9 protein-coding genes are annotated in these 13907 nt (G+C 66.8%); 2 read left to right on the top strand and 7 right to left on the bottom strand.

Annotated elements, in window-relative coordinates; genetic code table 11:
- Window positions 1–9: 9 nt before the first annotated feature.
- The 5 genes from mdcA to DFO63_RS13045 form a co-directional block, all read right to left on the bottom strand.
- Window positions 10–1653: a malonate decarboxylase subunit alpha gene (gene mdcA, locus DFO63_RS13065; RefSeq protein WP_119007155.1), complete on the bottom strand. Its 1644-nt coding sequence runs from the start codon at window positions 1651–1653 to the stop codon at window positions 10–12.
- A gap of 216 nt (window positions 1654–1869) precedes the next feature.
- Window positions 1870–4062, bottom strand: coding sequence for a TonB-dependent siderophore receptor (locus DFO63_RS13060; RefSeq protein WP_119007154.1), 2193 nt, complete (start codon window positions 4060–4062; stop codon window positions 1870–1872).
- Between the two features lie 354 nt (window positions 4063–4416).
- Window positions 4417–6117 carry a malate dehydrogenase (quinone) gene (gene mqo / locus DFO63_RS13055; protein WP_119007153.1) on the bottom strand — a complete coding sequence of 567 codons (1701 nt, stop codon included), beginning with the start codon at window positions 6115–6117 and terminating at the stop codon, window positions 4417–4419.
- A gap of 183 nt (window positions 6118–6300) precedes the next feature.
- Complete coding sequence (locus DFO63_RS13050; RefSeq protein ID WP_049443884.1) at window positions 6301–6747, bottom strand: GNAT family N-acetyltransferase; 447 nt, start codon at window positions 6745–6747, stop codon at window positions 6301–6303.
- A gap of 185 nt (window positions 6748–6932) precedes the next feature.
- Window positions 6933–7838, bottom strand: a complete 906-nt coding sequence (locus DFO63_RS13045) for a LysR family transcriptional regulator ArgP (protein ID WP_014036348.1) — start codon at window positions 7836–7838, stop codon at window positions 6933–6935.
- Window positions 7839–7975: 137 nt separating this feature from the next.
- Between DFO63_RS13045 and DFO63_RS13040 the strand changes: the two genes are divergently transcribed.
- A complete protein-coding gene (locus DFO63_RS13040) occupies window positions 7976–8611 on the top strand; it encodes a LysE family transporter (RefSeq protein WP_005415673.1) in 636 nt (211 codons plus the stop codon).
- A 163-nt stretch (window positions 8612–8774) separates the two neighbouring features.
- The gene (locus tag DFO63_RS13035) at window positions 8775–10763 is read left to right on the top strand and encodes a prolyl oligopeptidase family serine peptidase (RefSeq protein ID WP_119007152.1); all 1989 of its coding nucleotides are present in this window, start codon (window positions 8775–8777) and stop codon (window positions 10761–10763) included.
- A gap of 55 nt (window positions 10764–10818) precedes the next feature.
- On the opposite strand, the gene DFO63_RS13030 is transcribed toward DFO63_RS13035, so the two are convergent.
- Together DFO63_RS13030 and DFO63_RS13025 are read right to left on the bottom strand one after the other, a co-directional pair.
- Window positions 10819–12573: an oligopeptide:H+ symporter gene (locus tag DFO63_RS13030; protein ID WP_119007151.1), complete on the bottom strand. Its 1755-nt coding sequence runs from the start codon at window positions 12571–12573 to the stop codon at window positions 10819–10821.
- Window positions 12574–12753: 180 nt separating this feature from the next.
- Window positions 12754–13902 carry a heparan-alpha-glucosaminide N-acetyltransferase domain-containing protein gene (locus DFO63_RS13025; protein WP_119007263.1) on the bottom strand — a complete coding sequence of 383 codons (1149 nt, stop codon included), beginning with the start codon at window positions 13900–13902 and terminating at the stop codon, window positions 12754–12756.
- Window positions 13903–13907: the final 5 nt, after the last annotated feature.

Below are 13907 nucleotides of genomic sequence, written 5' to 3'. Positions count from 1 at the left end.
CTCAGCCCCTTACCAGTTGCGGAAGCGCTTGGGCGGGTCGTACAGGCCGCCGGACCAGCGCACCAGGTCCTTCACCGAACGTGCGGCCAGCAGGTCGCGGCTGGCATCGCGCACGGAGATGCCCAGGTCATCCGGGCGTCGGATGACGCCGCGATCGCGCAGGTTCTCCACCATCGCGCGGTCGCGTCCCAGGCCCACGGCGGTATAGCCGGACACGCCGCGGATCGCCTGTTCGCGTTCTTCCGGGCTGCGGCACAACAGCAGGTTGGCGATGCCTTCCTCGGTCAGCACATGGCTGACGTCGTCGCCGTAGATCATCACCGGCGGCAGTGGCATGTCCGCGCGTTCGGCCAGTTCCCAGGCATCCAGGCGTTCGACGAAGGCCGGTGCCATGTGCTCGCGGAAGGTTTCCACCATCTGCACCACCAGCTTGCGGCCACGCGGTATCTCACCGGGGCGCGCGGCCTGCTGGCCGGCCTTGATCCAGGCGTCGCTGGCGTGGCGGCGGCCGCGTGCATCCGAGCCCATGTTCGGCGCGCCACCGAAGCCGGCGATGCGGTCGCGGGTGGCAGTGGAACTGTTGCCCTGCAGGTCGATCTGCAGGGTGGAGCCGATGAACATGTCACACGCATACAGGCCGGCGGTCTGCGAGAACGCGCGGTTGGAGCGCATCGAGCCATCGGCACCGGTGAAGAACACATCGCTGCGCGCGGCGATGTACTTCTCCATGCCCAGTTCGGAACCGAACGAATGCACCGACTTGACGAAGCCCGATTCGATCGCCGGAATCAGTGCCGGGTGTGGGTTGAGCGCCCAGTGCTGGCAGATCTTTCCCTTCAACCCGAGCGATTCGGCGTAGGTCGGCAGCAGCAGTTCGATGGCGGCGGTGTCGAAGCCGATGCCATGGTTGAGGCGGTTCACGCCGTATTCGGCGTAGATGCCCTTGATCGCCATCATCGCCATCAGCACCTGGATCTCGGAGATCTGTGCCGGGTCGCGGGTGAACAGCGGTTCGATGTGGTTCGGCTTCGGCGCCTGCACCACGAAGTTGACCCAGTCGGCGGGGATATCGACGCGGGGGAGGGTGTCGACGATCTCGTTGACCTGGGCAAAGACGATGCCGCCACCAAACGCCGTGGCCTCGACGATCACCGGGGTGTCTTCGGTATTCGGCCCGGTGTACAGGTTGCCGTGCCGATCTGCGGCCTGTGCTGCGACCAGGGCCACGCGCGGGGTCAGGTCGATGAAGTAGCGGCCGAACAGCTCCAGGTAGGTGTGGATGGCACCGATCTGGATGCGGCCCTCGGCCACCAGGTTGGCCAGGCGCACTGATTGCGGGCCGGAGAACGAGAAGTCCAGTTTCGAGGCGATGCCGCGCTCGAACACGTCCAGGTGCGAGGGCAGCGACAGCACCGACTGCACCATGTGCAGGTCATGCACGCGGGCGGGGTCGAGGTCGGCCAGCGCCTGGGCGAGGAAATCGGCCTGCTTCTGGTTGTTGCCCTCCAGGCAGACCTTGTCGCCGGGTTCCAGCAGCGCATGCAGCAGTTCGCCGACGTCGCTGGCAGCCACCTCGCGGCCCCGGGCCCACGGCGCGGCCCGCTGCAGGCGGGCCTGGCGGCTGCGTTCCAACGTATCCCAGCTCGGGTTCATCGACCGGCTTCCGATTGGCGTTGAAATAATTACGACATAATTATGATGGGCGTGCAACCCGCGGTGCAGCAAATGAAAGGGCCCGCACGGAGGCGGGCCCATTCAGATTGAAATGGAGGATGCATCGATCGGGGTAGTGCCGGCCGCTGGCCGGCTCCGCGTGATCGATGCATCGCTTGGAGCCGGCCAGCGGCCGGCACTACCGTTTCAGGTCGCTCAGAACTTCCAGCGCAGGCTGGCCGACACGAAGCGCGGCTCGCCGAAGTTGTTGTAGTCCAGGTTGGCCCAGTAGGTCTTGTCCAGCGCGTTGCGCACGCTCAGGGTCGCGGTCCAGCTGTCGCTGATGCGGTAGTTGGCGTTGAACTGCACCAGTGAGTAGGCCGGCTGGTTCACCGTCACCGTGCCTCCCAGCGGGTAGGCGATGTTGTAGCCCTGCACCTTGCTCTGCCACTGCACGCCACCGCCGATGCTCAGGCGCTTGAGTGCGCCGCGCAGCTGCAGCTGGGTGTTGAGCTGCAGCAGGTCCTCGGGCGGATTGGCGTACAGCAGGTCGGTGGCGGCGCGGGTCACCTTGACGTGGGTGTAGCCGGCATTGACCGTCCAGCCCGGCAGGATCTCTCCGTTGACGTCCATCTCCCAGCCGCGCGCCTTGGTGCCGTTGATGCCGATGTAGGCCGAGCTGCCATCGCTCAGCGTGCCTTCCGGCACGCTCATGTCGCGCACCGCGTAGTTGTCCTGCTTGGCTTCGAACACCGCCGCATTGGCCGTCAGGCGGCCATTGAACCACTGCGTCTTGATGCCCGCTTCCAGGTTCGAACCCTGTACCGGCGCCAGCAGGTTCTCGTTGCGGTCCTTGTAGTTCTGCGGATTGAAGATCTCGGTGTAGCTGGCATAGGCCGACACGTTCGGCGTGATCTCGTAGACCAGGCCCACGTACGGGATGACTTCATCGCTCACCTTGTAGGCACCGCTGGTGCCGGTGTAGACGCCTGCGGCGTTGTACGAGCGGCTGAGCGTTTCCCAGCGGCTCAGGCGTGCACCGGCAATCAGCGACAGCGGATCGGCCAGGCGCAGGCGGGTGGCCAGGTAGACGCCGCTCTGCGTGGTCCTGGCCACGCGGCGCGCACCGGTGCGGGTGTAGGTCACCTCGGAGATGTCGCCGTTCCAGTTGAACACGTTGGGGATGTAGTAGCAGCGCTCACGCCCGCAGGTTGCCCAGTCGCCCGGGAAGTTCAGTGCCAGGGTGTTGGTGGTGCCTTCCAGGTCCGACCATTGCGCGCCGACGGTGAGGTCATGGTCGCGGCCGAACAGCGGGAAGCTGCCGGTCAGGTAGGCATCGACATTGCGGCGGGTGTCCTTCGAATCACCGGCGGCGGCACGCAGGTAGATGCCCGAGCCGGTCACCGGGTCCGGGTTGCCGGTGCCGTACAGGCGCACGTTCTGCACGTTGCCGCGGGTGTAGGCGGTGTTGATCTTCAGCAGCCAGTTGTCGCCGAAACGCTGTTCCAGGTTGGCGAAGGCGGTGCTGCTCTCGCGCTTCCAGTAGCTCCACTTCGGCGACAGGTTGGTCGAGCGCGCCAGATGGGCGAAGTTGCCCTGGTTGTCGAAGAACGCCACGGTGCCCCAGGTCGAACCGGTCGGGTTGTTGTCCTGGGTCTGGTAGCCGACGGTGACCGTGGTGCTGTCGGTGACATCGCCTTCCAGCACCGCCATGCCGGCCATCTTGTTTTCCTTGTAGCGGTCGTAATACAGCCCGCGGTCGGTGTAGGCGGCGACCACGCGGCTGCGGAAGCGGCCGTCATCGGTCAGTGGCGCGGTTACATCGGCCTCCATGCGGCGGTAGTCCCAGCTGCCGGCGCTGACCGCGAACGACGCGTCGAATTCCTTGCCCGGGCGCTTGCGCAGCAGGTTGACCGTGGCCGACGGCACGCCGGCGCCGCTGAGCAGGCCGTTGGCACCGCGGATCACTTCGATGCGGTCGTAGAAGGCAGTGTCGTATTCCTGGTTGGTGGAGCCGCTGTAGGTGGGAATGCCATCGACCTGGAAGTCGGTGATGGCAAAGCCACGCGCGTAGTACAGCGGGCGCTGCGTGTCATAGAAGGACACGCTGACGCCGGTGACGTTGCGCATCACATCGTTGATGCTGAACAGTGATTCGTCCTGCAGGCGCTGCAGGCTGATCGCGGTGGCCGACTGCGGGGTTTCCTGCAGGGTGATCGGCAGGCGCGTGGTACTGGCCGGCGGCGCCGACTGATCGGCACGCACGCTGACCCGGTCCAGGGTCTTGGCGTCGGCCGCGCCATCGGCGGCAGCGAACGCGCTGGGCGTGGCCAGCAGGGCCAGCGACGAAAGCAGGGCGGCCGGCAGCAGCGCGCGGCGGGGCAGGCGGGTACGGAAGGTCAGGGACATGGTGGGCTCGAAACGTGGAGGCGGGGAGGGCGGCAACAGTCGTCCAGCACCCGGGGCGGCGGCTTCGGGCACGGTCAGGTCCATCTGGGGAGAGGCGCGGTCACTGCGCAGGATACAAATGTAAATAATTCTTAACAACATTACAATTCGCGTCATTGTGCATCGGCCTTCCGGCGCAGGGCAGTGGCGGGCCGGGGGCGGATCCCGTTGCTGCAGGCAATGGGCTCTGACCCCATCATCGACGCCCAGGCGCAGGTCAGGGCCCTCCCGTGCGGGGGGGGCGACCCACCTCGCACAAAAACAGACGGCCACCCGAAGGTGGCCGTCCGTCTGCATCGAAAGGAACGCGCGGGCTTACAGCGCCTGCAGTTCCTCGTTGGCGTTGCGCTTTTCCTTGGCCGGTGCCGGAACCGCTGCAGGCACTACCCCCGGGGCAGGAGCCGCCGCATTGGCGTCCACCGGCACCTCCAGGTACGGCAGGTGCAGGGTCTGGCTGGTCAGCGTGCGGATCTCGTTCACCAGCGCGGCGCTGTCGTTGAGCTTGCGCCCGTACGACGGCACGATCTCGCGCAGGCGGGTTTCCCAGCCGGCCTTCATCTGGTCCGGGAAGGCCTTGGCCATCAGGTCCAGCATGATCGGCGGCGAGGTCGACGCACCCGGCGACGCGCCGAGCAGGGCGGCGATGGTGTGGTCCTTGTCGGTCACGATCTCGGTACCGAACTGCAGCACCGGGCCCTTCAGCGGATCACGCTTGATGATCTGCACGCGCTGGCCGGCGGTGACCAGCTTCCAGTCGCCCGGCTTGGCATTGGGGAAGTACTTGACCAGTTCGGCCTGGCGGTCGGCATCGTTCAGGCGTGCCTGGCCCATCAGGTACTGCACCAGGTCCAGGTTGTCCTTGCCCACTTCCAGCATCGGGCCAACGTTGTTGTGGGTGACCGACGAGTACAGGTCCCACCACGAGCCGTGCTTGAGGAACTTGGTGCTGTACAGCGCGAACGGCCCGAACAGGACCACCGGCTTGCCGTCCAGCTTGCGCGCATCCAGGTGCGGCACCGACATCGGCGGGGAACCGGTCTCAGCCATGCCGTAGGCCTTCACGCCATGGCGCGAGGTCACGTCCTGGCCCTGGAAGGCGAGGAACTGGCCACCGACCGGGAAACCGGCGTAGTCCTTCGATTCCGGAATGCCCGACATCTGCAGCAGCTTCAGCGCGGCGCCACCGGCACCGATGAACACGAAGCGGCTGTGGGTGGTGGTCTCGGTGCCGGCCTTGAGGTCCTTCACCGTCACGTTCCAGCTCTTGTCGGCGTTCTGCCGCAGCGCGCTCACTTCGTGGTTCAGGTGCAGGCTGAAGTTCGGGCTGCGCTGCAGGCCGGTGGTCAGCTGGCGGGTGATCACACCGAAGTTGACGTCGGTACCGAGCGGCATCCAGGTCGCGGCGACCTTCTGCTTCGGATCACGGCCCTCCATCAGCAGCGGTGCCCACTGCTTGATCTGTGCCGGATCCTCGGAGTACTGCATGCCGTAGAACAGCGGGTTCTTCACCAGGGCCTGCTGGCGCTTGTGCAGGTAGGCGATGTTGTCATCGCCCCAGACGAAGCTCATGTGCGGGGTCGGGTTGATGAAGTCGCTGGGCTGGCTCAGCCGGCCTTCCTTCACCTGGTGCGACCAGAACTGGCGCGAGACCTCGAACGATTCGGCAATGCCGACCGCGCGCTTGGTCTCGATGCTGCCGTCGGGCAGTTCCGGGGTGTAGTTCAGTTCGGCGAACGCCGAATGGCCGGTGCCGGCGTTGTTCCAGCCGTCGGAGCTTTCGCCGGCGACGCCGTCGAGGCGTTCGTAGACCTGGATGTTCCAGTCCGGCTGCAGTTCCTGCAGGTAGGTGGCCAGGGTGATGCTCATGATGCCGGCGCCGACCAGCACAACATCGACGGGCTTGTCGTTGCTGGCGGCGGGCACCGAACGCTGGGTCAGCGGCCAGTACAGGAACAGCGCGGCGGCCAGCAACAGCAGCACGAGCAGGGCGAGCAGGGCCTTGCCAAATTTCTTCATGGGGGCGGGATCGTTGGCGGAGGGGAGGAGTTCAGGATGCGCATGGGGCAGGGAAAGGGCGTGAAGAAACAACGCCTTGCAGCATCCATCCGCGATTCTAACCGGATCCGGTCCGTTTTTGATGCAACGCAGCATCCGACGTTTCGCGGCACCGTCACGCGAAGCGCCGGGACCACGCCCGGCTCAGACCAGCTCGAGGATCTCGTCACCGGCCTCATCGATCTCGCCGGTCGGACGCCAGCCCAGGCGGCGGTAGAAGCCATGCGAGCGCGAACGCGGGTCGGCCGAGCAGGCCAGGAACAGGCGCCGGTGGCCGGCATCGCGGGTCAGGCTGACCACTTCCTGCAGCAGCTGGCGGCCGATGCCGCGGCCCTCGTACTCCGGCAGCAGCGCCAGCACCAGCACCTCGCCGCTGTCGTGGTCGGCGAAGCAGTAGCCGACCATGCGCTCACCCTCCCAGGCGACGCGGCCGATCGAATCGCCATGGGCGATGCCGGCCGCCCAGCTGTCCACGGTGATGCCCAGTTCCGCCAGCTGCGCCGCATTGAAGGCATTCTCGCGGGTGCGCCCGCGCAGGTCGATGCAGGCGGCGGCATCGTCGGGGCGGGCATCGCGCAGGTACACGGGCATGCCGGACATCCTTGTAATGGTCGGCCCGCCAGTATCCGCATCGCGCATGGACCCGGTGTGTAGACTCGATGGAGATCCGATGGAGCCCCGAAAAAGGGGACGGAGGGGATTAAGCCGTTTAAGGCCAATACGACATCCAAGGCAAATACGACTTAATCCCCTCCGTCCCCTTTTTGCGCCATGCGTCAGCGCTTGCGCCGGATCAGTGCCGAGGAAGCATCCAGCACCGCGCGGGTCAGCAGGGCCATGGTCTGCACGTCGCCCTTCCAGTGCTGCCAGTACAGCGGCACGTCTTCCCACGCGCGCTGCCGCACGTAGACCAGGCGGCCGGCGTCCAGGTGCCGCTTGACCAGCGGCAATGGGTTCATGGTCCAGCCCATGCCGCCCAGGTTGGCCTGCACGAAGGCGCGGGTGGAGGGAATCCACCAGGTCGGCGCGGTGCTGGGCAGGTCGTCGCCGGCCATGCGCCGGGCAAAGCGCGACTGCATTTCGTCCTTGCGGTTGAACACCAGCACCGGGGCCTGCGCCAGCGCCTGCGCGGTCACGCCCTTGGCGAAATGGCGTTCGCGGAATTCGGGGGTACAGGTCGCCGCGTAACGGATGCTGCCCAGCGCGTGGATCTGGCAGCCCTGCACCGGCTCGTCCAGCGTGGTCACCGCACCCAGCACCGTGCCCTGGCGCAGAAGCTCCACGGTGTGGTCCTGGTCCTCCACGCGCAGGTCCAGGGTGGTGCCGGTGCCCTGCGCGAACTGCGCGGCGGCCTGCGGGAACCAGGTTTCCAGGCTGTCGTGGTTCACCGCCACCGGGATGCTGGCCTGGGGCAGGTCTTCGTCGGCCAGGCCCATCCGGTGCAGCGCATCGTGTTCGAGCAGGGCGGTCTGCTCGGCCAGCTGCACCAGCAGCTGGCCCTCGGCGGTGGCGGTGGCCGGGGTGCCGCGCTTGACCAGCAGGCGCCCGATCCGGTCCTCCAGCGCCTTGACCCGCTGCGAGATGGCCGAGGGCGTGACATTCAGTGAGTGTGCGGCGCGGTCGAAGCTGCCTTCGCGGATCACTGCGGCCAGGGCGCGCAGCTGGGCATGGTCGATACGCATCGAATTAAGTTCCGCTAATGTTGGTTTAGGAAGTTTAGCTCGTCTTTTTCATGTTGCGGCGCGACAATGGCGCTCGTTCCGGTGCTGTCCGCCTTCGCGAGGCACCGTCCCCCCAGCAATACAAGGCAGTGAATCCCATGTTCTCGGTCATCTCCGCCAGCACCGGCCTCGGTGCCTGGTTCTCTGGTGCAGCCACCGGCATCGGCCTGTTCGCCGTGGTCGGGGCCCAGAGCGCCTTCATTCTGCGCCAGGGCATCCTGCGCAAGCACATCGTGCCGGTGGTCGCCACCTGTGCGGCCATCGATGCCATCTTCATCTTTGCCAGCGTGGCCGGCCTGCGCACGCTCACTTCGGCGCTGCCGTGGCTGACCACCGCCGTGCTGTGGACCGGCGTCGCGTTCCTGGCCTGGTATGCGATGAAGTCGGCACGCCGTGCGATCGCCGGTGGCGGTGGCATGGGCGAGGCCGACAGCGATGACGGCAGCCGCCGCGCGGTGCTGATGGCCGCGGTCGGCTTCTCGCTGATCAATCCGCACTTCTGGCTGGACATGATGGTGATCGGCTCCATCGCCGAGAACTTCGGCAACGCCCGCATGGCCTTCGCTGCTGGCGTGGTCACTGCCAGCTGCCTGTGGCTGACCGCGCAGGGCCTCGGCGCGCGCCTGCTGGCGCCGCTGTTCACCAAGCCCAGCACCTGGCGCGTGCTCGACGGCACCATCGCCGTGATCCTCAGCATCCTGGCCCTCATGTTGGCGGTGCGCGGGGTCCACTGACCCGGCGCACGCCCCCCGAACCCACGTCCTGACTCTCTCTCCAAGGTAGTGGCAACGACGGCACCGGCAACGGTGCCGTCGTCTTTTCCGGCTCTGGCGGGAAACGCACGGCACTGCCTAGAATCGGCCACCAGGACAAGGTGTCCACAGGAGCAGGGGAAGGATGCACAAGACGATTCTGGCGGCCGCACTGGCCGTCATCGGGGGCGTTGCCGCAGGCAGCGTGGGGGCGGTGGACCTGACGCAGTACCTGCGTCGCGAGACCTTCACCGACATCAAGATTTCGCCGGGGGGCGAATACGTGGCGGCAACGGTGCCGAAGGAAGACAGCACCGCGATCGCGATCCTGCGCTTGAAGGACAAGCAGCTGGTCGGTAGTTTCTGGCCACCCAGCCGCAACCACGCGCAGGAATTCGACTGGGTCAGCAATGAGCGCCTGCTGATCGGCCTGGCCGAGAAGTGGGGGGCGCTCGACCAGCCCAATCCCACCGGCGAACTCTATGCCATCGATGCCAACGGCAACCGTGGCGAACTGCTGGTCGGCTACCGCGTCGAAAGCAAGGGCCCGGGCACCCGCATCCAGCCGAAGAAGGTCGAGGCGGTCGCTGCCTTCCTGGCCGACGACCTGCCGGGCGACGAGCGCAACGTGCTGGTCACTGTGTGGCCGCTGGCCGAGGATCCGTTCACCCGCGTCGATCGCATGGATGTGACCAGTGGCCGTCGCTCGCGGGTGGCGTCCTCACCGGTACGGCGCGGCGAGTTCACCACCGACGGCGCGGGCGAGGTCCGCTTCGTGCACGGCTCGGGCAGCGACAACGTCAACAAGCTGTACTTCCGCGACCGCAGCGGTGACAGCTGGAAGCTGATCAACGACGAGGCGGTCAGCAAGCGCATCGAAACCGCCCTCGGCTTCTCGGCCGACGACAACCTGGCCTATCTCAATGTCGAGCAGACCCAGGGGCCGGATGCGATCGTCAGCTGGAACCCGCAGACCGGCGAACGCGCCACGCTGCTGCGCGACGAGGTGGTCAATCCGTACCGCATCATCCATCGGCCCGGCACCCATGTGCCGGTCGGCGCGCTGTATCTGGGCGATACGCCGCGTACCCGTTTCTTCGACGAGAAGTCGCCGGAGGCACGCCTGTATCGCAGTCTGGAAGCGGCCTTCGGCGGCGCGGTCTACATCACTTCCAGCACCCGCGATGGCCGCGTCGTGCTGGTGGAAACCTGGTCGGGCACCAATCCCGGCGATTTCTACGTGTACGACACGGTGGCGCGCAAGGCTGACCACCTGATCAGCCGCAGCGACTGGATCGACGTGGACCGCAGTGCCAGCGTGAAGCCGATTGCACTGAAGGCCCGCGACGGGCTGCCGCTGCATGGCTTCCTGACCCTGCCGGCCGGCAGCGACGGGCGCAACCTGCCGATGGTGGTGATGCCGCATGGCGGCCCGTTCGACATCTTCGATTCCGGCCAGTACGACCGCGAAACGCAGATGCTGGCCGCCGCCGGTTATGCCGTGCTGCAGGTCAACTTCCGCGGGTCGGGCAACTACGGTCGGGCCCACACCCAGGCCGGTGCGCAGCAGTGGGGCGCGGCGATGCAGGACGACGTCACCGATGCCACCCGCTGGGCGATCAGCGAAGGCATCGCCGATGGCCGTCGCATCTGCATCTATGGCGCCAGCTACGGGGCCTACTCGGCGATGATGGGGGCCGCCCGCGAACCCGGGTTGTACCAGTGCGCGGCCGGTTATGTCGGCGTCTACGACCTGCCGATGATGTATACCCGTGGCGACATCCAGGACCGCGGTTCAGGCGTGACCTACCTGCGCGAATGGTTGGGGGATCCGGCCAAGCTGGGCGCGGTGTCGCCGGTGAACCTGGCCGAGCGGATCAAGGTGCCGGTGTTCCTCGCGGCCGGTGGCGAAGACAAGCGCGCGCCGATCCAGCACACCGAGCGCATGGAAGCGGCGCTCAAGCGTGCCGGCACGCCGGTGGAGAGCCTGTACTACAAGACCGAAGGCCACGGCTTCTACACTGAGGCCCATCGCAGCGAGTACTACGACAAGCTGCTGGCGTTCCTGGCGCGCAGCCTGGGTGGCAAGACCGCCACGATTGCGCCTGCGGCCGGCAAGGACAAGGCGCCCTGAGCCGAAGGGCGGCGGATGATCCTTCCGCCGCCCTGGTTTTCCGCAGGCGCGGGGCTTACTTCACCCCGTGCATCATCTTCTTCAGCAGCGGCGCGGCGATGAAGGCAGCCAGCGCGCAGCCCAGGCCGATCCACATCAGCAGCCAGAACAGGTGCGCATAGGCGCCGGCCGCAGCCACCATGTCCAGCGATTCGCCTTCCGGCACCTCGATCGCGGCCAGCTTGCCGAACAGCGCGGCCAGCGTTTCCGAGAATGCGGTGGCCAGGAACCAGGTGCCCATCATCAGGCTCATCACCCGCGGCACGGCCAGCTGGGTCACCGCCGACAGGCCGACCGGCGACAGGCACATCTCACCGCTGGCCAGCAGGAAGTAGGCCAGCACCAGCCACCACACGCTGGCCATCTCGCCGGTGGCGCCGACCTGCTGCGCCGCCAGCGCCAGCGGCACGAACGACAGCGCGCCGATCACCAGGCCCCAGGCCGACTTCACCGGCTTGCCCGGCTCCCAGCCGCGGCGGTCCATCCACGTCCACAGTGCGGCGAAGGCCGGCGCCAGCAGCACCAGGAACAGGCCGCCGAGGTAGGTCAGCGAACCGGCGGTCTGCGGAATCACCAGGCAGTCGCGCACCAGCAGCACGAGCATCAGCACGACGATGGCGGCGAAGAACGTGCGCGGTGCGGCCGAACCCGGACGCCGTTCGGACAGGCGCGCGCTGACCACGAAGCCCAGCGGTGCCAGCAGCAGCGAGATGATCGACCACGGCAGCGGCGTACCGCCGGTGATCACCAGCGCAGGCACGATGTCCTTGGTCAGCAGGCGGTCGGTGAAGGTCACCCACGAGCCGTACGACTGCTCGTACATCGTGAAGAACACCAGCGCCATGAAGATCAGCACCATCAGCGCGATCATCTGCTGGCGCTGCACCGGCGTGCACTTGCTGCCGGTGAACCAGGCGAACCAGACCAGCACGCCGCCCAGCACCACCAGCATCAGCATCAGCGCCAGGCTGATTTCACCGCCCAGCGCGAATGCGCCGTTGCCGGCGGCCCACATCAGCCACGCCACCGGCAACACGCCGAGCACCGCGCACAGATAGATGAGCCATTCGCGCGGCAGGCCCAGCACCTTCTGCTTCAGCGCGGCCGGCTGCGGCGGTTCGGCATGGCGCTGCAGGTACTTCTGGCCCCACAGGAACATCGCCAGGCCGGCCAGCATGCCGATGCCGGCTGCACCGAAACCGTACTTCCAGCCGTAGGCCTCGCCGAGGAAGCCACACACCAGCGACGAGAACAGCGCGCCAAGGTTGATGCCGGCGTAGAACAGCGAGAAGCCCGAATCACGGCGCGGGTCGTCCTTGGCGTACAGCTTGCCGACGATGGTGGAGATGTTCGGCTTCAGGAAGCCCACGCCCATGATGATCAGGGCCAGCGACAGGTAGGTCACCGCCAGCGCCGAGGTGTCGCGCACCACCTCGCCGTTCACCCGGTACGCCGCCTGGCCTTCGAAGGCCATGCCAAGGTGGCCGAGTACCAGCAGGATGCCGCCGAACAGCACCGCCCGGCGCATGCCCAGCCAGCGGTCGGCCAGCATGCCGCCGAACACCGGGATGCAGTACACCAGGCCGCCGTAGGCGCCAAGCAGGTCCAGGCCGGCCTTGTCGCCGAACAGGTGGTACTTGGTCAGGTACAGCAGCAGCAGCGCCTTCATGCCGTAGAAGGAGAAGCGCTCCCACATTTCGGTGAAGAAGCAGACATAGACGCCCTTGGGGTGGCCCAGGAAGTCGTCGGAAGCGGTAGCGGCAACGGTCATCGACGGCGGGGACAGCGGAAAGGGCGCGATTATAGGCCCCTGGCCCGGGGCGGGCAGCCCGGGAGCGCCGGGCCATGACCGGCGAACAGGCTTTGCGGGATGCCACGCAACGCTGATCTATGCCAGAGGCACTTGTAGTAGATCCACGCCATGCGTGGATGGCCGTCCCGGTGTTGTCGGTTACAGGTACCGCAACCACGCCAGATCACGCCGTCGCGCCTTGAACCGCGCGAACGCCCGCGTCGGCGGGTACATCATCACCGCCAGTGCACAGGCCACCAGCAGCAGGCCGCTGACCGAATCCAGCGCATACAGCTCGCCGTGGGTCGGCCCCCAGACCGCCAGCGCGCCCAGATACAGCCCCTTCAGCACATACAGATGCAGCAGGTAGAAGAACATCGGTGCTGCACCAATGTCGGCCAACGGCCGCAGCGCACGCGCCACTGGCGGCCACTCGTACATGCGCAGCAGCAACAGTCCCACGCCCAGGGTCAACAGCAGGAACTGCAATGACGGCGGATACTTGGTGACGTTGAAGATGCTCAACCACGTGCGCAGCGTGGTGGTCTGGTACGTCCAGGGAGCATCCCCATACTGGTTGGCGAACCGCAGCAGCGCGAACAGGGCCAGCGCGCCGGCGCCTCCCCACAACAGCCAGCGCTGCCGCTGCTCCGGCGCGCGCTTGCGGGCGAACCACGGCCCCATCAGATAACCCAGTGCGATCACCCCGATCCACGGCAGCACCGGGTAGGAGGTGCGCAATCGCAGTGCCCCGGCTTCGATCCAGTCGCGCTGGTGCAGCACCTTCCACAGTACCGCCAGCGCGCCATTGCCCTCGACCCGCACGATATCGAGCAGGTTGTGGCCGGCCACCAGCGCAACTGCCAGTACCAGCAAGGTCGGGCGCGGCAGCCACAGCAGGCCGGCCAGCGCGATCATGCTGAGACCGATAGCCCAGATCACCTGCAGATAGATCGTGTCCGGCGGGAACTGGAAGGTCCAGGCGAAGTTCACCAGGGTCAGTTCCAGCACCACCAGGAACAAGCCGCGCTTGAGCAGGAAGGCGGCGGTGGCCCGGCGCGGGTCTGCCTGGCGCTGGCCGTACAGCCACGCCGACAGGCCTGTGAGCAGCACGAACACCGGGGCGCAGAGATGCGCCAGCAGGCGGCAAGCGAACAGCGCCGGAGAGACCGTGGAGGCATCCATCGGATCGCTCACCTGGTACTGCAGGAAGAAGGTCTCACGCACGTGGTCCAGCAGCATCAGCAGCATGACGGTGCCGCGCAGCTGGTCGATGGAGGCCAGGCGGGGGGAGGGGGAAGGGGGCATGCACT

It is taken from the genome of Stenotrophomonas sp. AG209 (genome assembly GCF_003550055.1).
Taxonomy (GTDB): Bacteria; Pseudomonadota; Gammaproteobacteria; order Xanthomonadales; family Xanthomonadaceae; genus Stenotrophomonas.
The sequence above is the reverse complement of the archived record's forward strand: the minus strand, read 5'-3'. Positions and strand labels throughout refer to the sequence as shown.